Source organism: Ornithinibacillus liuyingii (assembly GCF_055550225.1).
In genome coordinates, this window is record NZ_JBPWOS010000004.1 from 265,869 (window position 1) to 287,962 (window position 22,094).

20 protein-coding genes are annotated in these 22,094 nt (G+C 37.7%); 14 read left to right on the forward strand and 6 right to left on the reverse strand.

Annotated features, from left to right (window positions below; translation table 11 throughout):
• Positions 1-178 precede the first annotated feature (178 nt).
• Entirely contained in the window at positions 179-739 is a 561-nt protein-coding gene (locus tag ACSKT4_RS07410) for a maltose acetyltransferase domain-containing protein (RefSeq protein WP_186868885.1), read from the reverse strand.
• A 147-nt stretch (positions 740-886) separates the two neighbouring features.
• Between ACSKT4_RS07410 and ACSKT4_RS07415 the strand changes: the two genes are divergently transcribed.
• The 3 genes from ACSKT4_RS07415 (at position 887) to ACSKT4_RS07425 (ending at position 3,507) form a co-directional block, all read left to right on the forward strand.
• On the forward strand, positions 887-1,648 hold the full coding sequence (locus tag ACSKT4_RS07415) for a lysophospholipid acyltransferase family protein (protein ID WP_186868884.1): 762 nt from the start codon (positions 887-889) through the stop codon (positions 1,646-1,648).
• Positions 1,649-1,820: 172 nt separating this feature from the next.
• Complete coding sequence (locus ACSKT4_RS07420; RefSeq protein WP_186868883.1) at positions 1,821-2,816, forward strand: glutaminase; 996 nt, start codon at positions 1,821-1,823, stop codon at positions 2,814-2,816.
• Between the two features lie 22 nt (positions 2,817-2,838).
• The gene (locus ACSKT4_RS07425) at positions 2,839-3,507 is read left to right on the forward strand and encodes an SOS response-associated peptidase (RefSeq protein WP_186868882.1); all 669 of its coding nucleotides are present in this window, start codon (positions 2,839-2,841) and stop codon (positions 3,505-3,507) included.
• Positions 3,508-3,565: 58 nt separating this feature from the next.
• Here ACSKT4_RS07425 and ACSKT4_RS07430 read toward each other — a convergent pair whose 3' ends face one another.
• Positions 3,566-5,044 (reverse strand): sodium:solute symporter family protein, encoded by a 1,479-nt coding sequence (locus ACSKT4_RS07430; RefSeq protein ID WP_186868881.1) that lies wholly within the window; start codon positions 5,042-5,044, stop codon positions 3,566-3,568.
• Positions 5,045-5,046: 2 nt separating this feature from the next.
• A complete protein-coding gene (locus tag ACSKT4_RS07435) occupies positions 5,047-5,220 on the reverse strand; it encodes a hypothetical protein (RefSeq protein ID WP_186868880.1) in 174 nt (57 codons plus the stop codon).
• 207 nt (positions 5,221-5,427) lie between these two features.
• Here ACSKT4_RS07435 and ACSKT4_RS07440 point away from each other — a divergent pair, with 207 nt between their 5' ends.
• Positions 5,428-5,970, forward strand: coding sequence for a transcription repressor NadR (locus tag ACSKT4_RS07440; protein ID WP_186868879.1), 543 nt, complete (start codon positions 5,428-5,430; stop codon positions 5,968-5,970).
• Positions 5,971-6,030: 60 nt separating this feature from the next.
• Here the strand turns inward: ACSKT4_RS07440 and ACSKT4_RS07445 are convergent, their stop codons facing one another.
• Positions 6,031-7,374 carry an alanine/glycine:cation symporter family protein gene (locus ACSKT4_RS07445; protein ID WP_465823121.1) on the reverse strand — a complete coding sequence of 448 codons (1,344 nt, stop codon included), beginning with the start codon at positions 7,372-7,374 and terminating at the stop codon, positions 6,031-6,033.
• Between the two features lie 136 nt (positions 7,375-7,510).
• Between ACSKT4_RS07445 and ACSKT4_RS07450 the strand changes: the two genes are divergently transcribed.
• The 3 genes from ACSKT4_RS07450 (at position 7,511) to ACSKT4_RS07460 (ending at position 9,196) form a co-directional block, all read left to right on the forward strand.
• Positions 7,511-8,017 carry a low molecular weight protein-tyrosine-phosphatase gene (locus tag ACSKT4_RS07450; protein WP_211742064.1) on the forward strand — a complete coding sequence of 169 codons (507 nt, stop codon included), beginning with the start codon at positions 7,511-7,513 and terminating at the stop codon, positions 8,015-8,017.
• On the forward strand, positions 7,999-8,292 hold the full coding sequence (locus ACSKT4_RS07455) for a YtxH domain-containing protein (RefSeq protein WP_211742063.1): 294 nt from the start codon (positions 7,999-8,001) through the stop codon (positions 8,290-8,292). The genes ACSKT4_RS07450 and ACSKT4_RS07455 overlap by 19 nt, the downstream gene beginning before the upstream one ends.
• Positions 8,293-8,371: 79 nt before the next feature.
• A complete protein-coding gene (locus ACSKT4_RS07460; protein WP_186868875.1) occupies positions 8,372-9,196 on the forward strand; it encodes a YihY/virulence factor BrkB family protein in 825 nt (274 codons plus the stop codon).
• A 14-nt stretch (positions 9,197-9,210) separates the two neighbouring features.
• Here ACSKT4_RS07460 and ACSKT4_RS07465 read toward each other — a convergent pair whose 3' ends face one another.
• A complete protein-coding gene (locus tag ACSKT4_RS07465; RefSeq protein WP_211742062.1) occupies positions 9,211-11,136 on the reverse strand; it encodes a heavy metal translocating P-type ATPase in 1,926 nt (641 codons plus the stop codon).
• Positions 11,137-11,375: 239 nt separating this feature from the next.
• On the opposite strand from ACSKT4_RS07465, the gene ACSKT4_RS07470 reads away from it, so the two are divergent.
• Positions 11,376-12,218, forward strand: a complete 843-nt coding sequence (locus tag ACSKT4_RS07470; protein ID WP_186868873.1) for a transporter substrate-binding domain-containing protein — start codon at positions 11,376-11,378, stop codon at positions 12,216-12,218.
• Between the two features lie 11 nt (positions 12,219-12,229).
• Positions 12,230-12,943, forward strand: coding sequence for an amino acid ABC transporter permease (locus tag ACSKT4_RS07475; protein ID WP_186868872.1), 714 nt, complete (start codon positions 12,230-12,232; stop codon positions 12,941-12,943).
• 101 nt (positions 12,944-13,044) lie between these two features.
• On the opposite strand, the gene ACSKT4_RS07480 is transcribed toward ACSKT4_RS07475, so the two are convergent.
• On the reverse strand, positions 13,045-14,217 hold the full coding sequence (locus tag ACSKT4_RS07480; RefSeq protein WP_186868871.1) for an MFS transporter: 1,173 nt from the start codon (positions 14,215-14,217) through the stop codon (positions 13,045-13,047).
• 85 nt (positions 14,218-14,302) lie between these two features.
• On the opposite strand from ACSKT4_RS07480, the gene ACSKT4_RS07485 reads away from it, so the two are divergent.
• From ACSKT4_RS07485 to ACSKT4_RS07505, 5 genes are all read left to right on the forward strand, one after another.
• Entirely contained in the window at positions 14,303-15,100 is a 798-nt protein-coding gene (locus tag ACSKT4_RS07485; protein WP_186868870.1) for a YfkD famly protein, read from the forward strand.
• A gap of 158 nt (positions 15,101-15,258) precedes the next feature.
• Entirely contained in the window at positions 15,259-16,566 is a 1,308-nt protein-coding gene (locus ACSKT4_RS07490) for a Na+/H+ antiporter family protein (RefSeq protein WP_186868869.1), read from the forward strand.
• 81 nt (positions 16,567-16,647) lie between these two features.
• Positions 16,648-17,442 carry a delta-lactam-biosynthetic de-N-acetylase gene (gene pdaA, locus ACSKT4_RS07495; protein WP_186868868.1) on the forward strand — a complete coding sequence of 265 codons (795 nt, stop codon included), beginning with the start codon at positions 16,648-16,650 and terminating at the stop codon, positions 17,440-17,442.
• A gap of 558 nt (positions 17,443-18,000) precedes the next feature.
• Complete coding sequence (gene mbcS / locus ACSKT4_RS07500; RefSeq protein WP_186868867.1) at positions 18,001-19,587, forward strand: acyl-CoA synthetase MbcS; 1,587 nt, start codon at positions 18,001-18,003, stop codon at positions 19,585-19,587.
• A 330-nt stretch (positions 19,588-19,917) separates the two neighbouring features.
• Positions 19,918-22,059 carry an ATP-dependent Clp protease ATP-binding subunit gene (locus tag ACSKT4_RS07505; RefSeq protein ID WP_465823124.1) on the forward strand — a complete coding sequence of 714 codons (2,142 nt, stop codon included), beginning with the start codon at positions 19,918-19,920 and terminating at the stop codon, positions 22,057-22,059.
• Positions 22,060-22,094 lie beyond the last annotated feature (35 nt).

A 22,094-nucleotide genomic window follows, 5' to 3' on the forward strand; every position in this document is an offset into this window, starting at 1 on the left:
AAAAAAGAGCTGGAAATGGTTAGTCTGATCATGATGGAGCTTCAAAATCACCAGGATTTTCCTTCTTACGAGCTTACGAAGAGTAACCATGAACTCAACGAAAAAATAGAACAGCGTCTGACCGAAGAATAGTAAGTAATAAAAAGGGAAGGCACGCATCGTCTACGCACCTAGCTTTTTATTCCACAATCTCTTTAATTATCCTTGCCGGATTGCCGCCCACTACAACATTGTCAGGTACATCCTTCGTTACCACAGACCCCGATGCAACGACGACATTATTACCAATTGTAACGCCTGGATTAATTACGGATCTTCCACCAATCCAAACGTTATGACCAATCCAAACGGGCTTACCAAATTCTGCTCCTGAGATGCGCTCCTGGGCATTTAAAGGGTGGGTTGCAGTATAAATATGAACTCCCGGCGCAACGAAACAATTATCACCTATTCGAATCTCACATACATCTAAAAAAACACAATCAAAATTAGCATAGAAATTCTCCCCGACATAAATGTTATATCCGTAGTCACATTTGAAGGTTGGTTCTATGTAAATATTGTTACCTGTTGAACCAAATAATTCCCTTAATAATGTTTTGCGTTTTTCATTATCTGTTTCTAGTGTTTCGTTATATAATCTTGTTAGACCTCTAGCATGTATCCTTTCCTTTACCAGTTCTGGATCTCCAGCAAGATACAATTCCCCGAGTAACATTTTTTCTTTTTCGGTTTTCATTTGATTCACTCCTTTTATTATTAATTGCTTAGTAATAGCATACACCTTTTATTGGATAACTTCTAAGGTTAACTGTTACATTTATATTACTTGAACATAGACGGTTTCAACGTATAATAAAACATGTACAATAGGAGGAATCAAACGATGTTATTTTCTATACGAATCTATACCTATGCAATTATATTAGTTATAGGCAGTCTTTTTAATTTACAAAAGGCAAAAAAATTATACCGAAAAACAAGTACGGAAGAGATTCGAGAAGAAATATTTCATACGCCTAAAACAGTTTCCCAAAAAGTCATTAAGGCTACAGGCACGAATGTTTTGTTAACTGGTAGTGAAAAAATCCCTGAGGGTCCTGTTTTGTATGTAGCGAATCACCAAGGGTTGTTTGATATTTTAGCTTTTTTAGGGCATTTAGATAAACCTATAGGCTTTATTGCGAAGAAAGAAATTAACAAGCTACCAATTATTAGAACATGGATGGGTTTGTTAAACTGTGTATTTATTGATCGGGAAGATCGACGGCAATCCATGAAGGCAATTAATCAAGGAATCGAAAACTTAAAAAATGGTCACTCACTCGTTATTTTTCCAGAGGGAACTAGGAGTAGAGGGAATAAACTAAATGAGTTTAAACCAGGTAGTTTACGACTTGCGACAAAGGCAAATGTTCCAATTGTCCCTGTGACAATTAATGGCACCTATAAGATGCTTGAGGAAGGAAATGGTCGTGTACAGGGTTCTTCGATTACGATGACCATCCATGATGCAATCTTTCCAGAAGAATATGCATCCCTGAAAAGTGCTGATCTGGCAGAACATTTACAACACATAGTTGAAAGTGCTTTGCCATATAGAGCGGAAAGAGAAAAGGAAGTAAAAGTTGCCATTACTACTCAATAGTATAGAAAATTTTCTCGACAGTGTGGTTGTGAATGCCACACTGTTTTTTTACCTTCACAAATGGTTATTTGCGATAAATTTATCCTTTCATGGCAAGAAAATTCTCAATATCTAATCGATAACGTTACATACTAGGGGTAGTAACTTATTTTGTTAATTTGAGGTGAAACAAATGGTTCAGGGTACTGTTAATTGGAATACACAGTTAGATGAAAAGTGGTTGCAGAATTATGTAGATGATTGGGTAACTTTTTACCGTAAAGATACGAAAGAAGGGGAAGTTGCATCTTATATTCCTATCTTAGCCAATGCAAATCCTTGCCATCTTGGCATAGCAATCCATGGAAAAAACGGCCTGAAGATTTGCTCAGGTGATGTTGATATATCCTTTACGATACAAAGTATTTCAAAAGTAATTAGTTTTATAGCAGCTTGCATGGAAAAAGGGGTTAGCTATGTATTAGACAGGGTAGATGTCGAACCGACAGGACAGGCGTTTAACTCCATTATGCATTTGGAAATGAAAAGTCCAAATAAGCCTTTTAATCCTTTCGTTAATGCCGGAGCAATAACCGTAACATCAATGCTTAAAGGGGATACACCTAAGGAAAAGCTAGAGACAATACTAGTATTACTTGAGCGGATGATTGGTTATCGTCCTATAGTTAATCAGGAGGTTTATCAATCGGAATATGAGACATCAGCACGAAACCGAGCAATAGGATATTATTTGGTGGAAACAGGATTTTTGGAATCAGACCTAGAAGTAACATTAGAGACATATTTTCAACAATGTTCCATTGAAGCAACGGTTGAAGATTTAGCTCGAATTGGGTTAATTTTAGCAAATGATGGAGAAGATCCTAACAATGAGGAAGAAGTTATTCCACGTCAAATAGCCAGAATTACGAAAGCATTAATGCTAACTTGTGGGATGTACGATGCCTCTGGAAAATTTGCCACCTATGTCGGTATTCCCGCAAAAAGTGGTGTCTCTGGAGGGATTGTTGCCGTAGCACCACCTCGCGTAAGAAGTTCTGAATTACCTTTTATTGAAGGATGCGGAATCGGTGTTTACGGACCTGCCCTAGAAAATAGAGGAAATAGTATTGCGGGAATGAAGCTTTTAAAACATATTGCATCTCAATGGGATCTAAGTATTTTTTAACTTGTTCAAAGGGGGATTTTATATGTGTGGAAGGTACACACTTCTAGCAGATGAACTAGAGATACTGGAGGAGTTCGAGCTAGAGCAAGAGATTGCAAATTACCATCCAAGTTATAATATTGCACCAGGGCAAAATGTGCTTGCTATTATTCATGATGGTAAGCAAAAACGTGCAGGCTATCTACGTTGGGGACTCGTGCCGTCCTGGGCAAAGGATGAGAAAATAGGGTATAACATGATTAATGCTAGAAGTGAGTCAGCCCATGAAAAGCCTAGCTTTAAGAAGCTACTGTCCCGCAAACGGTGTTTAATTATAGCGGATAGCTTTTATGAGTGGAAAAGGACAGAGAATGGAAAACAAGCAAAACGCATTCAGTTAGCAAATCGTAAGCTATTTGCATTCGCAGGGCTATGGGATAAATGGTCCCAACATGATAAACGTTTATTTACCTGTACAATCCTAACCCGTGAAGCGAATCCATTTATGAAGGATATACATGATCGTATGCCGATTATTCTACCAAAGAGCAAAGAAAATGAGTGGATTGCACCAGAAGAGATGGTCCCATTAAAAGCTAGAGAGTTCATCTTTCATTTAGAACCCGAAGAACTTAAAGCTTATAATGTGTCGAACTATGTTAATACCGCAAAAAATAATAATGAAAGCTGCATTGCTCCAGTTGCGGATTAATTAGTGCCATGAAAAAAAAGAGACCGTAATAACACAGTCTCTTTTTGTTAATGACTTTTTATTCTATGGCTTTCTTTGTTTTTCGATATTCCTTCATCAAATTAACAAACTCATGTGCTTTTGCTTCCGGTGGTCGTGATATTAAGCTGACACCAATAAATAGTACAGATGAAACTATTAGCCCCCATATTCCGGAACCTAGGCCAAGCGGTTTTGTACCAGTAGCTTCTAGATAAAGTACTAAAAGCGCTGTTACAATTACACTAACGATAACTCCTAAGGAAGTTCCACGCTTCCAGAAAAATGTCCCGACAATAGCTGGAACACCAACGATTAACCCAGATGAAGCAGCAACAGACAAGACAGCGATTAAATCTAACTCCAGTTCTGCAAAAGCATAGGCTAATATAGCGATTACTGGAATAATAATTTTTCCGACTTTTAATTGCTTTCGATCGTCTGGCCGACTTTTCATGTTCCCATAGACATCTCGAGCAAACATAGAGGATAAGGTAAGCATGATAGAATCAATGGTGGATACCGCTGCAGCTAAGATTCCAACCATTACGATTACGCCTAATAGTGGAGGAACAGCATCAGATGATAACAGACTAGGAGTTGCTAGGTCTGCTTTTTCTAAGTCTGGGAAAAGCTGTAAAGCTGAAAATCCCCACATAACCGATACAAATGTATAGATTAATCCGAATACAAGAAATCCGATTAACATTTGTCTTAAGCCTTTAAAGGAATTCGGCATGAATAGTCGTTGGCTTACCTGTGGATTCGAAATACTAAAGAAAAACCATGGTATGGTTAATCCCAAGAAAGTTAAAATGCTAAAATAACCATTTCCTGGTACAGCTAACATTTCTGGTTGTGTTGTTTGTAAATTATCGAAAAACTGTCCAAATCCGCCAAGCGAATGGACGATTAAGATTACCACGATAGTAGATGTAATAATCATAAATATTGCTTGAAGGGAGTCGGTCCAAACCACTGAACGAATTCCGGCAGCATAAGAGAAGAACAGAGCGAGCGCGATAGCGATGATAACCCCGGTAGAAAAAGAAATCGAGCCACCTGTCATTCCTTGTAATAAATATCCAACACCGGCCAATTGTACGGCGCTATATGGAATTAGGAATAGACAACTCATGAGTGCAATAACTATTGCAGCAGACTTACTTTGATACCGATCCCCAATCATTTCCGATGGCGTCACATACCCATTTTTCTTTCCAGCTAACCAGAATCTAGGTCCAAATATTAAAATTAGCGAAACACCTATAAAATAAATTATTTCAAAACCAAGTGCACCGACCCCGCCTTGATAAGTAAGCCCAGCTAGTCCAACCATCATAAAGGCACTGTAAGTCGTAGCACTATAACTAAGCGCGGATAATATACCATTCATTTTACGATTGCCAATAAAGTAACCCGACATTCCAGGGAGATTTCCTTTTCTAGATAATAAAGCAATCGTGGATGCGATGATAATATAGATAATAATTCCCCAAATGACAAAACTAGTATTCAATTCTATTCACTCCAATCCCTTGTCAGCATGATGTTTGCAATAATAATAACAACGCCTGTTATACCCCAGAACAAAAAGCTACCTGTCCAAGATTGAACAGCCGATAGCATGGTGTATGGAATAATATAGGCCAAGAGAATGGTTATAATGATAATGATTCCCCAAATACGTTTCATTTGTATTCTCCTTCATTTCATAATTTAATAGATTCACTAAAAACTTTACATGTGTCTTTACACATATATTTACACATATGGTATAAAAAATCAATTGTAATTTAAAAATGACATATTAGTCTGTTACGAATAGGTAAGGTATAATAAGAGAAAATCGTGTAACGTTAGTGTGTATAATAAGTGAAAAAGTATGCGGAGGTTGTACCAATGACGGGAGAAGCGAAAAAAATTCTAGGGGAAAAAAGAAGAAGTTTGATTCTAACTTGGTTAAAGGACGAGCGTGAGCCTATTACAGGGAAAGAGCTATCAGAGCGTTCCAATGTAAGTCGTCAAGTCATTGTACAAGATATATCTCTTTTAAAAGCAACAGGTGAGCCGATTATGGCTACCGCTAGGGGTTATGTTTATTTACGTGATAATCATGAGAACGAACGAGCAACTCGTGTAATCGTTGTGAAGCATATAGCAGAACAAACAGCTGAGGAGCTTTACACATTAGTAGATCATGGAGTTACAGTAAGAAATGTAATGGTGGAACATCCAATATACGGTGATATAACAGGCTCCTTAATGATTAAAAATCGTAAGGAAGCGGATGCTTTTTTAGAGGAATTAAAACATACAGGGGCATCGTTGCTTTCTAGGCTTACAGAAGGTGTACATTTACACGAGATTGAAGCAGAGAGAGAAGAACAGTTAGATCAAGCCTGTGAGGCGTTACGGATGTTAGGGTATTTATTAGAGGATTAACAATATATTTTAGAAAAAAGGACAATTAACCCTTTAATAAGGGAATTGTCCTTTAAAACATTAAGCTCGTTCTTGTTCCTTCTCTTTTCTTGCAACCTCTAAGAACCTCTTCGTTTCATAAACGACTACACCAGATAGTCCTAGTAACCCAATTAAGTTTGGAATTGCCATTAGGGCATTCATCGTGTCCGAAATATTCCAAACTAGATCCAACGATTGAACTGCACCCCAGAAAATAGCTAATACAAATATGATACGGTAAATCGGAACAGCACGATCATTGAATAAATAGGCAATACATTTTTCACCGTAGTATGACCACCCAACCATTGTGGAAAAGGCAAATAATACAATGCCAATGGTGACAATATAACCACCCCAGTCACCTAAGAACGCTGTGAAGGATGCCTGTGTTAGAGGGCCTCCAGATAAGCCACTACCGGCAAGATCTGCCATCACAATGGTAATTCCAGTAATGGAACATACGATAATCGTGTCGATGAATACCTGAGTCATGGAAACTAGCGCTTGCCTACCTGGATAGTCTGTTCTAGCAGCCGCGGCAGCAATTGGTGCAGAACCTAGACCGGCTTCATTGGAGAATACACCACGAGCCACACCATAGCGAATAACCGAACCAAGTAGCCCACCGCCTACAGCACTCGCTGTAAATGCATCCGTGAAAATTAGACTAATTGCCGCTGGTACCAAATCGAAGTTAAACACAATAATAGCAAGTCCACCAAGTACATAGAATAAAGCCATAATAGGAACAAAGAAAGCCGTTACCTTTCCGATACTCTTAATTCCACCAATGATGACGAGGCCAGCTAATAAGGTTAGGGTTAGCCCAGTAACCCAAGTAGGTACATTAAAAGAGCTGCTTAATGCATCAGAAACTGAGTTAGACTGAACCATATTTCCTATACCAAATGCTGCACAAGCACCAAATATGGCAAAGAGAACGCCAAGCCATTTCGCATTTAAACCTTTTTCTAAGTAGTACATCGGTCCCCCAGACATTTCACCTTTACTGTTTTCAACTCGATATTTAACCGCAAGTATAGCTTCAGCATATTTTGTTGCCATGCCAAAAAATGCCGTAAGCCACATCCAAAACACAGCACCAGGGCCTCCTAAAACAACAGCAGTTGCTACCCCAACGATATTTCCAGTACCAATGGTAGCTGCCATAGCCGTTGTTAAGGCTTGAAAATGGCTAATATCACCTTTTGATTTTTTATCCTGTTTACTTGGGCTAAACGCTAGACGTAAGGCATAGGGAAGTGTGCGAAACTGTAGAAATCCAAGACGCAAAGTTAGGTATATACCGGTTCCAACAATAAGAATTAATGTTGGTGGTCCCCAGACAAAATCATTAATACTACTTATTATTTTTTCCATATGACCCCTCCTTTTCTTATTTATTATAGATATAATATTTAGAACATTCAATAAGTATTGCGAGTTTCCTCTATCATATCACTTAAAACTTATGGCGATATTGATTATAATAGATACGAAAGGTGGATACGTCAATATGATTAAAGTTTTATTTGTATGTCTCGGAAATATATGTCGCTCTCCAATGGCTGAGGCAGTGTTTCGCCATTTAGTAGAGAAGAAAGGATTATCAGAACAGATTAGTGTTGATTCAGGTGGTATAGGCAGTTGGCATATTGGAGAAGCACCGCATACTGGGACTAGAAAAATACTAGATCAACAGAATATTACTTATACTGGGATGAAAGCGAGACAAGTATCTGAAAAAGATTGGCATGATTTTAATTATATTATTGCGATGGATGACCAAAATATAAATGATTTGCAAAAAATTAATTCTAAAACTGAACATGTTGTCGTTGCTAAGTTGATGGATTTTGTGACGGAACCAAAAGAACTAGAGGTTCCAGATCCATATTATACGGGAAATTTTGATTACACATATGAATTGGTTTCAGAGGGGTGTACCCATTTACTTTCGTATATACAGAAGAAACACAACATACAAAAAAGGAGAGATATTGATTGGGTAAAAAAAGATTGATTTCAAGTATTGCTGTTGGTGCGGCTATAGGTGGCATTGTAGCGCTTTTTGATTGGGATACAAGGAATTATGCAAAGCATAAATTAGCCAATGTGAAAGATAAATCTGTCGATATAATGAGAAATCCAGCTTTATCAGTTCATAATGCGCGAGTAGCAATGGAAGAATTTAGTGAGAGCTTCGCATATCAAACTGAAAACGCAGTTAATGCATTAGAACAAGTAGAAAATACATTAGTCAAAGTAACCTCCAAACCTAAACAAATAGAAGGTTAAATACTATTCGAATACAGATAAATATGAATCAGGGACATAGCGCTGACCCCTGTTCTTTTCTGATGTGGGAGGTTATAGCTTGGATCAAACGATAACCTTTATAAAAAAGCTAATTGGACGAATTCTAGAAGTAGAAGCATTTGGTCTTGCCGCACAATTAGCTTATTTTTTTCTTTTATCCTTATTTCCTTTACTCGTTGTTCTTATAACATTAGTAGGTTACCTTCCAATTGATACTGGTGTTTTGATTAGGATATTATCTTCTGTTGCACCACCAGATTCCATGCAATTAATCGAGGCAAATGTGGATCAACTTGTATCACAACAAAATGGACATTTATTATCGATTGGGATTATTGGTACATTATGGGTTGCTTCGAATGGGATCAATGCCATTATGCGTGTATTTAACCGTTCCTATGAGGTGGAAGAAGATAGGTTTTTCCTTATCTCGCGATTGATTGCGATTGTTCTTACAATTGCGATGATCGGTGTTATTGTTATTGCTATTCTGTTACCAGTTCTTGGTCGAATGATCGGAGTCTATTTATTTTCTTTCTTTGGATTATCAGAGGACTTTCTTACGGTTTGGGAGATGCTGCGTTGGGTTGTAACATCGGTCGTATTCTTTATTGTGTTCCTCTTTTTATATAAGTTTGCACCGAATATAAAGGTTTATTTTCGTGAAGCTTTTTGGGGAGCACTATTTGCCACGATAGCCTGGCAGCTGTCATCTTACGCATTTTCCTATTATGTATCCAATCTTGGGAATTACTCAACGACTTATGGTAGCTTGGGAGCAGTTATAACATTAATGATATGGTTTTATTTATCTGCCTTTATTGTCATTATCGGTGGAATACTCAATGCAACCATAAGCAAAATGAAGCATGAGGACTACTAGTTAGTCCTCATGCTTCATTTTAACAAACGCAGTCCATTTAGAATTACTAATATCGTACTTCCTTCATGGCCAATTACACCGAACGGAAGGTCAATGGCTTGGAAATAATTTGAAAGTATGAGAATCACAATTACACCAATTGAAAAGAAAACATTTTGTTTTATAATCCGATTCATTCTTTTAGAAAGTGTAATCGCATTGATAATCTTAGATAGGTCATTTTTCATCAATATAACATCCGCAGTCTCTAAGGCTACATCTGTGCCTTCCCCCATTGCTATGCCTACATTAGCAGTTGCTAGAGAAGGAGCGTCGTTGATCCCATCTCCAACCATGGCAACATGCAGGTAATTTTGTTGTAATTCTTTTACATGGTTAACTTTCTCTTCTGGTAGACAATTAGCAATGTAAGCATCCATTCCAACTTCTTCCGAGATAGCTTTGGCTGTCCGTTCATTGTCTCCGGTTAGCATGATTGTTTTGATGCCAGATTGTTGTAAGGATTGAATGGCCATTTTAGTATCTCTTCTAATAGTATCCTTAAGTCCAAACGCTGCAATAATTCTATCTTCTGTTTTTACGAATACAACGGTTTTCCCTTCACTAGCTAATTGGTTTAAGACACCATCATGGAAGGCTTCAGCTAGTTCTTTGCCAACATATTCTGGTTTTCCAATCTGCCACAACTGGCCCTCAACTAAGGCTTCTATACCTTTCCCACTAATATTTCTCAAATCAACTACATCGATTACCGTTTTAGTTTGACCTATTTGTTCCTTGCTGTAAGAAGTAATCGCATTGGCTAGTGGATGTGTTGATTGACTCTCGATAGCACCAGCTATAGCTAGAACAGCATCTGTATCCGTCCCTTGTGCATAAAAAGCATCTGTAACCATTAAATCACCTTTTGTTAATGTTCCAGTTTTATCAAAAGCGATTGCCTTAATATGGCTAAGGTTTTCCAGGTGCACCCCACCTTTAAATAGAACGCCTTTACTAGCACTTGCTGAAATAGCGGAAAGCATTGCTGGCATAATAGAAGCAACAAGTGCACAAGGAGATGCTACAACTAATAAGATAATAGCTCGATAAACGCTTTCTTCCAACGACCAATTCAATAGTAAATAAGGTAAAAACAACATGATACTAAACGCTACTAGAACAACTTTTACATAAGTTCCCTCAAATTGTTCAATAAATAATTGAGAAGGAGATTTTTCTTCCTGTGCAGATTGTACGAGATTAATGATTTTCTGAAACATAGTTTCATCGGCGCTTTTTGTAATCGAGATTGTAATCGCTCCATCTAACGAAACAGTACCAGCTAGCACTTCTTGTTTTCTTGTCCTCGTTACTGGTATAGACTCACCGGTAATGGCACTTTCATCAATGGAGGTTGAGCCGGTACGAATAATGCCGTCAGCAGGAATCCTTTCACCTGCCCGAACAAAAATCGTATCGCCAATCTTTAATTGTTTGATCGGAACGATTTCTTCTTGACCGTTGGTAATTCTAGTTGCTTCTTCTGGTTGAAGCTCAAGTAAGGCGGAAATTTCCTCTTTGCTTTTATTCATCGTATAGGTTTCTAATGCACCTGATAAAGCAAAAATAAAAATCAGTATAGCGCCCTCTGTCCAATAGCCGATTATAGCTGACCCAATGGCAGCGAATATCATGAGCAATTCGACATTAAGCTCTTTATTTTGGATGGTTTCTGTAATTCCCTCTTTTGCCTTTGCATATCCACCAATACTAAAGGCGAGGAGATGAAAGAGGACGAACCAAGTAGAGGATAAATGACTCTCTAATAGCCAAGTGACAAGGATAATAAAGCCACTGAATAAAGCGGCAATTAATTCAAGATGAGGTACTGATTTTATTAACCACTTTGTGGGTTGCGTTGTTACTGATTTAGGAAATATAGCCGATCTCCATTCCATTAAAAGCCCTCCTAACATAGTAATTACTAATTAATAATTATTATAATTTAATATTTACTATTATCATAACACAAGATATACGCCAGTCAATAAAATGTTTCCTCAAAACATGTACTACTAAAAGTGTAGAAATAACCATAACAGTTAATTCGCTAATTTAAATAATTTGAACGCTTACAATAATGTCTGTTATAATCAAAAAGATCATTAAAATATAACAGACCAAAGGGGGCTTTAAGGTGAAGAAAATTTACCTTGTGTTAATTGTATTAAGCATAGTATTTCTTCTCGCTGCGTGTGGAGGAAATGAAAACGATCAAGTAGAGGATGCCATCTGGGAGAGTATCCAAGAATCTGGCGAGATTGTAGTTGGAACTGCGGGAACATTGTATCCGGCTTCGTATTATCCTGAAGGATCTGATGAACTAACGGGGTATGATGTAGAGGTTTCTCGAGAAATCGCCAAGCGACTAGGTGTGGATATTAAATTTGAAACGATGGCTTTTGATGCTATGTTATCTGCATTGCAAAGTGGTCGTGTTGATATTATTCAAGCAGGGCCAAGAGAAGCAAGTCGTGAAAAATTCGCTTTCTCAGAACCAATTAAATATTCATTTTCGACAATGATTGTTCGTGCAGATGACCTATCTGGCATTCATACATTGGAAGATTTAGAAGGTAAAAAAGCTGGCGGAGCGGCAACTACAGTATATAGTGATATCGCTAGAAAATTTGGTGCAGAAGTTATCACCTATGGAAATGTGACGAATGATGCATATTTGCGTGACGTGCACAACGGGCGTACAGACGTAGTTATTAACGATTACTACCTTCAAGCTTTAGCCATTCAAGCATTTCCAGAATTCAATATTACCTTACATCCTGACCTTCGTTTCCATCCAACTACAAATAATGTCGTAATGCCAAAAGAAGCAACGGTATTATTAGATAAGGTAAATGAAGTTGTTGCTGAGATGAAAGAGGATGGTACATTAACAAAGATTTCAGAAGAATTCTTTGGAGGACTGGATGTATCGAAAGAGACGGAAGAGGAAGTTATTGAAATCGAAGGAATCGAATAATAGGTGATGAAATGTTTGAAATTGATAGAGTTCAATTAGATAAATTATTTGATCCAAAGCTTGCATGGGATAGCTTACCGTTTTTATTAGAAGGGGTACCAATGACCATCTCGCTTGCTTTAATCGGAATGGCTATTGGTCTGATACTAGGATTTTTTATTTCACTAGCAAGAAGTTCATCAAATTTTATCCTTCGTTGGCCATCAAGGATATATATATCGTTTATGCGAAGCACACCAATTATCGTGTTTCTATTCTTGATTTATTATGGTTTACCGATCATGGGAGTCAAATTAACCGCCTTTGTTGCTGCATCGATTGCGTTTGGGTTAAATAGTGCAGGATATATTGCAGAAATCTATCGAGCAGCACTATCTAGTGTGGATAAAGGGCAATGGGAAGCGGCTAAGGCATTAAATATACCGTATTGGAAGGCAATGCGATTAATTATCTTGCCGCAAGCAATTCGTATCGCCATTCCACCTTTAGCTAATGTATTTTTAAGTGTGATGTTAGGAACTTCACTGGCTGCTATTATTACGGTACCAGAGCTATTCCAAAAATCACAAATAGTAGCTGGACGTACTTTTGATGCGATGACCATGTATATTATGGTTGCTTTCGTCTATTGGCCGATTGGAATTGCTATATCTTATTTACAAGATAGATTAGAAGCAAGGTATGGCAAATATGTGGATATTAAAGCAAATCGAGCGATAAATTAAGAGCACATTAGATGTAAATAAAATACTCCCCTCGGACAGACAGATAAACTGTTTTGCCTGAGGGGAGTATTTTTTGTCCAAACATTCACCCTTAGTGAAAATTAATTACTAACCATAACGGCACTGTTTCGCTTCATTAACATCGCACCTATAATCAGTGCTAAAACAGCTGCAATAACATAGAAGAACGATACATGAGGGAATATATCAATAAATATACCACCTAAATAGGGTCCACCTAAGCTCCCGATACTAAATGCGATACTACATAACAGGTTTCCTGCTGGTAATAATGACTGTGGGAGTAAATCCGTCATATAAGATATTCCTAATGAGTATAGTGAACCAACAAAGATTCCCGCTAATGTAAATAGAATAAATAACGGGATAACAGATGCCTCGAATAAAGCCGCACCGATAAAACAGAATAGACCAAGTGTTAAGATGATTAACAGGATTTTTCTCCTTCCAATTCGATCACTCAGTATTCCAAGAGGTAGTTGAGAAATTAGACTTCCACCAGCAAAGCAAGGAATAATCAATGAAAGCATGTCTACATCATGACCAATCCGAAGGCCGTATATGGGAAAGGTAGCGTGAAGAGTTGCCTCCAAGAACCCATAAGCAAGCGGCGGTAATAAAGCAATCCATGCGATCTTAGTTGTCTGAATGAATCGCTTAAGAGAGCTGTCTTTCGTTGTTTCTACACTTGGTGCTTCGCTACTTGGTAGTCCATTACGGACAAATAACATTAGGGACCATACGATAGTACTTAATAGTGCAGATGCAATAAACGGTAGTGCTTCATTCACCTCTAATAGCCTGGTAAATAATGGGCCAATCGCAAATCCTAATCCAAAGGACATTCCATAAAGTGAAATGCTTCTTCCCCTCGTATGCTTATCTACTGTTGTGGTAATCCATGTTTGTGTCCCAAAGTGTAGCATATTATCACCAATACCAATTGCTACTCTCAGGATAAACCAGAACCATAGCGCTTCCCACAAAGGGAATAATAATAAAGAAACAATAACCAATAAACCACCAATTAAGATAATCGGTTTAAATCCAAATTTCTTCATTGGTTTTTCCATGAAAGGAGAAGCTAGTAAAACCCCAATGTATAATCCTGTAGCATGTAAGCCATTGACAGAAGAACTTACACCGCCCTGTTCTAAAATTATCGCCAGTAGTGGCATAAGCATTCCTTGTGATAAACCAGAAATCATCACAAGCAAAATTAAAATCCAAAAGCGAAAACGATCTAATATCATTTTTTGTTCCCCCCTATAGATGACATGTATGTATAAAATTGCAAGCACACGAAAAAACTAAGGCAAAAAGAGAGGAATGGGCATGATGAAAAACAATTATATTATAGCATTAATCATATTTTTACTTGCAATATACTCTCCAATTATCGTCCTAGCTAAAGAGAAAGGAGAGAAAGAGAAGAATGACTATGAAATTCCTAGTCATGTCTTAGATATTGCAAAAGAAAATACCTATCCTAATTCCAATGAAGATGAGGAAGTTATTGAGCCAAGTAAACTCACACAAGAATTAATGGATAGTACCGATGTGAAAATTAGTAACCCAAACTTAATCAAAATGTTGAATGAATCCACCATTAACCCATCTCCAATTGGTATTGGCTATCGAGGAATGGTGTTTCTTGGACGATGGCCTCTACACTACGAATCGGATGATACCAATATAAATTGGGAGTATCAAAAGATTAACGTTAACGAGCTTAATAATATGGGTGGAACAGATAATCAAAAGCTAAGTTTTAATCAACAAGCCCAAAAAGAAGTAAAGGGTGCTTTAACAAATAAGATTAACAACCCTAATGATGTGAAACAAATGATGATTATGACATCTAAACAAAAGACTAAATTACCACTTTCTTATACTACTACCATTGGCGCAGGAACGAAAAAAACGAATTCCTATGGTGTTCCTCCAGAGAAATACGGCTACTTACATGCCTTTGCACCTGCGGTAAATGAAAAAGGGAAAGTAACATTTGGAGAAGTTTATATTGAACTAAAAGGAACGAAGAAATCACTCGTTATTAAAAATGTGACAAAGCAAGGTATCGGTGCGTGGATACCAATCCAAGATCATGTATCTTTTTCATTTGAATTAAAATAATCCCCTTCTAAAAGTTCTGATTCTATAATGGTTTCAGAGCTTTTTTAGTTAATTTGTATAGAATTCCAGATCTTGGTGAAAATAATAAGTTGACTAAAATACTTCAATGCTTTATCATGTTAAAGTAATGAAGCGAGAGAGTTAAGGGGGAAGACAATATGGAATGGGTAGTCATTGTATCCGTATTAGTAATGACATTATTAAGCTTATTAAGGGTTAACGTAATAATCTCTGTTATCATTGCAGCTGTTGCTGCAGGATTAATGGCAGGATTGAATGTTATAGAAGCAATTGAGATGCTTGTAAATGGAATGGGTGAGCAAGCAAATACAGCGTTAAGTTATATATTACTAGGAGCTTTTGCAGTAGCTATTAGCTACACAGGTATTACAACTATATTAGTTAACTATTTAATCAAGATATTAACCGGCAAGAAAACGATGCTCCTACTAGCTATAGCAGGTGTTGCTTCTTTATCACAAAATGCTGTACCGGTGCATATCGCGTTTATCCCAATTTTAATCCCACCACTATTGAAACTATTTGATAAGATGCGGGTTGATCGTCGTGGGGTGGCAGTAGCATTAACATTTGGTTTAAAGGCTCCTTATATTCTGATTCCCGCAGGATTTGGCCTTATTTTCCACCGTACAATCTATGATGGCATGGTACAAAGTGGTGCAACTATTACAATGGGAGAAGTTGCAAAATCAATGATTATCCCCGCTTTAGGAATGGTAGTTGGTTTATTCATTGCTATTTTCATCACATATCGTAAAGATAAAGAGCCTAAATCGGATGTCGCAGGGACAGCTGCTTTTGTCAACCAAGATTTAGAAGAAGTTAGCTTTAATATAAAGCATGTACTAACGATTATAGCAATCCTTGGTGCTCTAGTAGTCCAAATCATTACTGGAAATCTAATTCTAGGTGCATTAACAGGTCTACTATTAATGGTATTATTCTTTGTTGTTCCATTTTCTAAAAGTGATAAAATCGTGGCAGATGGTGTCAGTATGATGAGCTCCATCGCATTCGTAATGCTTGTAGCATCCGGGTTTGCCAATGTTATAAAAGAGACGGGTGCAGTGGATGCCCTAGTTGAAGCATCCTCTGGATTTCTAGGAGATAATAAGGCAATCATTTCGTTTGTCTTATTAGTAGTCGGATTAGTGATTACGATGGGTATTGGATCATCGTTCGGAACGATTCCAATTGTAGCTGCATTATTTGTTCCAATATGTTTAGCGGCTGGTTTTTCGCCACTGGCAACAGCAGCACTAATAGGAACAGCTGGTGCACTTGGTGATGCTGGCTCTCCTGCATCTGATAGTACACTTGGGCCAACATCAGGATTAAATGCAGACGGAAAGCACAATCACATTTGGGATACATGTGTTCCTACATTTATTCACTTTAATATTCCACTATTCATCTTTGGGTGGGCAGCATCATTGTTCTTATAAACGAAGATGTAGGTAAATAGATTATAAGTGAATAAAAAGAACTGATTTAGCAAAAGGTAAGAAAAAAATAGGTGGGGTATCATGCATAAAGGGCATTTCGTATTAGCATCTACCATCATATTTTTTCTTGCCTTTTTTTATATGAATGTAGATGAGGCAGAAGCTTATGGTTGGGGTTATAAGAAAAACAAGAATCATGAGAGGCCAGATATAGGAAAGTATCATCAAATATTAAAAGACTATGGTAGTTATTATGTTGATGATTCTGGTGATAAAACACTTTACTTAACCTTTGATAACGGCTATGAGCAGGGATTTACCGATGAAATATTAGATGTATTAAAAAAAGAAAAGGTACCTGCTACGTTTTTTGTGACGGGACATTATGTTAGTAGTGCCCCTGATTTAATTAAGCGAATGGTAGATGAAGGACATATAGTAGGAAATCACTCCTATCATCATCCAGATTTTACGATATTAACGAAGGAAGTTATGAAGCGGGAACTGGAAACCTTGGAAGAGGCGGTTGCGAAAATATCTAAACAAGATGACATAAAATATGTCCGTCCACCTAAAGGGATGTTTAATCAACAGACATTGGAATGGGCAAACGACTTGGGTTATATTCATGTATTCTGGTCGCTAGCAATAATCGATTGGGATACAAAAGCCCAAAAAGGTTGGCAATATGCTTATGATCAAGTGATGGAGCAAGTTCATCCAGGAGCTATTATTCTCCTTCATGCCGTATCAGAGGATAATGCACAAGCGTTAGAGAAAATTATCCAAGACTTAAAGAAAGATGGATACACGTTTAAAAGTCTAGACGAATTGGTAATGAAAGATAAAGTATCAGAGCCGATTTACGGTTATTGAAACATACTAAGATTAGTGGGTAAGGTCATCGACGGGTGACTTTTCCCACTATTTTTCTTTTTAGAGGTATAGTAAGGCTGGGACAAAACTAAAACAAAGGTAATAACAAACGAACCATCACCACATTAGCCCCGGAAATATACGGAGACTCCTGTGGGAGGAAAGGCATCGGTGAGACCCCAGGGGAGCGTTAGCTCTGAGGAGGCTCACCAGCCGCCCGACGGTAAAGAAGACACTGCGAGGTCTTTTCGAGCAGATGTCGCACTTATGCTGTGATGAAGTGTAAAGAAGACACTGCGAGGTCTTTTCGAGCAGATGTCGCACTTATGCTGTGATGAAGTGTAAAGAAGACACTGCGAGGTTTTCTCGAGCAGGTGTCGCCCCTGTACTGGAAGCAACCGCAAGTATATTTCCGGGGCGGGTTTGATGCGCTAACTTTAATGTTCGGTATATCCTATGTGTAATAGTATTGTCCCAGCTTTTTTTCACTTAAATTATATTTTAACATTTCAAAATTTTTGTTATAATAATTGGAAATAAGCTAAGGGAGTTGATGAGGTGAAGCGAGAGGATCTAATTGCTCCTATGGACTATAACATAGTGATGGAAATGGAGAAGCATGTGCAGCACGAAAACAGAAAAGCGTTAATTTGGGAAGACGAAGAAGGTAGAAAACGGGAAATTACATATGGTCAACTCATGAAAAACGTGAATAAAATTGGAAACGTTTTCCTGGAAAGTGAATTAAAAAAAGGTGATAAGCTTCTCGTCATGATTCCACGTAGAATTGAAGCTTATGAGGTTTATTTAGCGGCCTTAAAGGCTGGCATTATAGTTGTTCCTAGTTCCGAAATGCTAACAACGAATGATTTACAATACCGGATAAGCCACGGAGAAGTAAATGGTGTGGTAAGTTATCATACTTTTACCGAGCAATATAAAGATCTTCATGAATATGACTCTCTTATAAAGTTTGCAGTCGGCAGACCAGTCGATAATTGGTATTTTCTCGATGGGCTGATGGAGGATTCATCGCCTAGGTTAGAAGTGGCAGCTACAACAAGAGATGACACGGCTTTTATCTCTTATACATCTGGTACTACTGGCAACCCTAAAGGCGTTGTGCATACCCATGGCTGGGGATTTGCTCACCTTAAAACAGCTCCAGAAAATTGGCTATGTGTAAAAGCTGGAGATAAGGTCTGGGCTACAGCAGGACCTGGCTGGCAAAAGTGGATATGGAGTCCATTCTTATCGGTTCTAGGTATGGGGGCTACAGGCTTTATTTATAATGGAAGATTTAACGCAGAAAAATATTTAAGCTTATTAGAAGAAAATAAGATTAATGTCCTCTGTTGCACACCAACAGAGTATCGCCTAATGGCTAAGGTTGATGATTTAAGTAGATATCAGCTAACACATCTTCATAGTGCTGTTTCTGCTGGTGAACCATTAAATGTGGAAGTGATTAATACATTCCGTACCTACTTCAATGTGACCGTTAGGGATGGCTACGGACAAACAGAAAACACATTATTACTAGGTGTCATGAAAAACATGGAGGTTAAACCAGGTTCCATGGGTAAACCAACACCTGGGAATGATGTAGAAATTATAGATGAATTTGGTGAACCAGTAGGAGTCAATGTAGTTGGTGATATCGCTGTTCGTTTAAACAGTCCTGCTTTGTTTAAAGCGTACTATAAAGATGCAGAACGTACTAATGCTTCACGGCGAGGGGATTTTTATATAACAGGAGATCAAGCTCGAAAAGACGAGGACGGATATTTCTGGTTTGAAGGTCGTAGTGACGATATCATCATTAGCTCAGGTTACACGATCGGACCATTCGAGGTGGAAGATGCTCTAGTGAAACACCCACATGTCCAGGAGTGTGCTGTTGTAGCAAGTCCGGATGCGGTACGAGGAAGTATTGTAAAAGCCTTCGTTGTTCTAAAACCAAATGTTCAAGAAGAACCAGGTCAATTAACGAAGGAATTACAAGAGCATGTCAAATCATTAACCGCACCTTATAAATACCCTAGGGAAATAGAATTTATAAAAGAATTGCCCAAAACTATCTCTGGGAAGATTAGGCGGGTAGAATTAAGGAAGAAAGAAATAGAACGGAAGGTATCACAATAGCAGCCGATTGGCTGCTATTTTTTATGGGAAAAGGGATAGAACTGCTGAATGGATGAATTAGATTAGCGCATAGGCAGTAAATAATTGATAGGAAGGTTCAATTGATTAAATAAGGGGATATAGGGATAGGAAGTGAGCGAAAGAGTATGAACTATGGTTTTAGAGATGACCTACAAAACAGTACGATACGTGTTCACTATTGCCTCTCAAAAAAATGGAACAAAATACTTGAAAGTCAAAAAAGGTCAGAGTATAATAAAATCACAAGGTCAAAGATAGTCAAAGTCAAATTTGATCTTATTGATATTTAATTATCGGGAGGAATGGAAAATGAAATGTCAAAAATGTGGTGTAAATGAAGCGAACATTAATATGGCAATGCAAATGAATCATGAAAAGATGCAGATGCACCTTTGCAATTCATGTTTCCGTGAAATCCAAGAAAATATGATGAATGCAAATGGATTTTTCTCTAATCCTTTTGATGGAGAAAATGATGCATTTGCAGATAACTTTTTCCAAAATAATGGTTCAGCATATTCTAATACATCAACAAAAACAAAGCAAAAAAGAACAAAGCGAAATGGTTTGCTTGATCAACTAGGGAGAAACTTAACCGACGCTGCTCGCGCTGGTGAAATTGACCCAGTAATTGGTCGTGATCAGGAAGTTAAACGTGTTATTGAAACATTAAATAGAAGAAATAAAAATAACCCGGTTCTTATTGGTGAACCAGGTGTTGGGAAAACAGCTATCGCAGAGGGACTAGCTTTAAAAATAGTAGAAGGTCAAGTGCCTGCGAAATTAATTCATAAAGAAGTCTATATTTTAGATGTTGCGTCTCTTGTCGCAAACACAGGCGTCCGTGGTCAGTTTGAGGAACGCATGAAACAGTTAATTAAGGAATTACAAGAACGAAAAGAAACGATTCTGTTCATCGATGAAATTCATCAAGTAGTGGGTGCTGGAACTGCAGAAGGCTCTCAAATGGATGCAGGTAATATCCTTAAACCAGCTTTAGCTCGTGGGGAACTACAAATCATCGGGGCAACTACGTTGAAAGAATATCGAAAAATTGAGAAGGATGCTGCTCTGGAACGTCGCTTCCAACCTATTATCGTGAAGGAGCCATCAGTTGAAGAATCAATTCAAATTCTAAATGGGATTAAAGATCGTTATGAAAGATTCCATGAAGTTCGTTACTCAGAAGAAGCTATTCATGCATTTGTCACATTGTCTGCACGTTATATTCAAGACCGTTTCTTACCAGACAAAGCGATTGACTTAATGGATGAAGTTGGTTCCCGTTTAAACCTAGCTAATTCACAAAAAGATTCTAGCTCTATTCAACGACGAATCGACGAAATCGTGAAGGAGAAGGAAGCTGCAGCTGAACAAGAAGATTATGAACGTGCAGCAAACTTACGCTACCAAGAAATCCAGTTACAAAAGCAGCTTGAAAAGGCTAAAGGTAAAGAGCAAGTCATCGATGTAGATATTTCCGATATCCAACTAATTGTAGAAGAGAAAACAGGTATTCCTGTAACAAAACTACAAGCAGATGAGCAAGCGAAAATGAAAAATATCGGTGATAACCTTCGTAAGAAAGTAATTGGTCAAGATGAAGCAGTGGATAATGTGGCAAAAGCAATTCGCAGAAGTCGTGCCGGACTTAAATCTAAATACCGTCCAATTGGATCATTCTTATTTGTAGGTCCAACCGGTGTCGGTAAAACAGAACTTACAAAAGCACTAGCAGAAGAATTATTTGGTACAAGAGATGCAATGATTCGTTTAGATATGAGTGAGTATATGGAGAAACACTCTGTTTCTAAAATTATCGGTGCACCTCCAGGATATGTAGGTCATGATGAAGCAGGACAATTAACAGAACAAGTTCGTCGTAGCCCATATTCCATCATCTTATTGGATGAAATTGAAAAAGCACACCCAGATGTGCAAAACATGTTCCTACAAATTATGGAGGATGGTCATCTAACAGACTCACAAGGTAGGAAAGTAAGCTTTAAAGATACCGTTATTATAATGACAAGTAACGCTGGAACAGGTATGAAATCAATTACAGTTGGTTTCAATAAAGATAAGCACGAATCAGTATCCACATTGGAAAACTTAAGCTCATACTTTAAGCCAGAGTTCTTAAACCGATTTGATGCAATCATTAACTTCAATGAGTTAACAGAAGAAAATCTAATGAGCATTATCGATTTAATGTTAGCTGAGTTAACGGAAGTAATTAAAGAAAATAACATGGAAATTACCATCACTAATGAAGCGAAAAAAGCCCTAGTTAAGATTGGTTATGATCCTAAATTTGGTGCACGCCCATTACGCCGTGTTATCCAGGATAAAATTGAAGATCCATTAACAGACTTACTTTTGGAAGAGGAAAACGTGAATAAAGTTCATGTTTCTGTGAAAAATGGTGAGGTAGTAGTGAATAAAGCGTAAACAGATAAGATGCATTGGTCAAAGTCCAATGCGTC

Excerpts from the sequence above, each read along its gene's own strand:
- ACSKT4_RS07410 (WP_186868885.1), bottom strand. The coding sequence starts at position 739 with ATGAAAACCGAAAAAGAAAAAATGTTACTCGGGGAATTGTATCTTGCT.
- ACSKT4_RS07415 (WP_186868884.1), top strand. The coding sequence starts at position 887 with ATGTTATTTTCTATACGAATCTATACCTATGCAATTATATTAGTTATA.
- ACSKT4_RS07420 (WP_186868883.1), top strand. The coding sequence starts at position 1,821 with ATGGTTCAGGGTACTGTTAATTGGAATACACAGTTAGATGAAAAGTGG.
- ACSKT4_RS07425 (WP_186868882.1), top strand. The coding sequence starts at position 2,839 with ATGTGTGGAAGGTACACACTTCTAGCAGATGAACTAGAGATACTGGAG.
- ACSKT4_RS07435 (WP_186868880.1), bottom strand. The coding sequence starts at position 5,220 with ATGAAACGTATTTGGGGAATCATTATCATTATAACCATTCTCTTGGCC.
- ACSKT4_RS07440 (WP_186868879.1), top strand. The coding sequence starts at position 5,428 with ATGACGGGAGAAGCGAAAAAAATTCTAGGGGAAAAAAGAAGAAGTTTG.
- ACSKT4_RS07445 (WP_465823121.1), bottom strand. The coding sequence starts at position 7,374 with ATGGAAAAAATAATAAGTAGTATTAATGATTTTGTCTGGGGACCACCA.
- ACSKT4_RS07450 (WP_211742064.1), top strand. The coding sequence starts at position 7,511 with ATGATTAAAGTTTTATTTGTATGTCTCGGAAATATATGTCGCTCTCCA.
- ACSKT4_RS07465 (WP_211742062.1), bottom strand. The coding sequence starts at position 11,136 with ATGGAATGGAGATCGGCTATATTTCCTAAATCAGTAACAACGCAACCC.
- ACSKT4_RS07475 (WP_186868872.1), top strand. The coding sequence starts at position 12,230 with ATGTTTGAAATTGATAGAGTTCAATTAGATAAATTATTTGATCCAAAG.
- ACSKT4_RS07480 (WP_186868871.1), bottom strand. The coding sequence starts at position 14,217 with ATGATATTAGATCGTTTTCGCTTTTGGATTTTAATTTTGCTTGTGATG.
- ACSKT4_RS07485 (WP_186868870.1), top strand. The coding sequence starts at position 14,303 with ATGAAAAACAATTATATTATAGCATTAATCATATTTTTACTTGCAATA.
- ACSKT4_RS07490 (WP_186868869.1), top strand. The coding sequence starts at position 15,259 with ATGGAATGGGTAGTCATTGTATCCGTATTAGTAATGACATTATTAAGC.
- pdaA (WP_186868868.1), top strand. The coding sequence starts at position 16,648 with ATGCATAAAGGGCATTTCGTATTAGCATCTACCATCATATTTTTTCTT.
- ACSKT4_RS07505 (WP_465823124.1), top strand. The coding sequence starts at position 19,918 with ATGAAATGTCAAAAATGTGGTGTAAATGAAGCGAACATTAATATGGCA.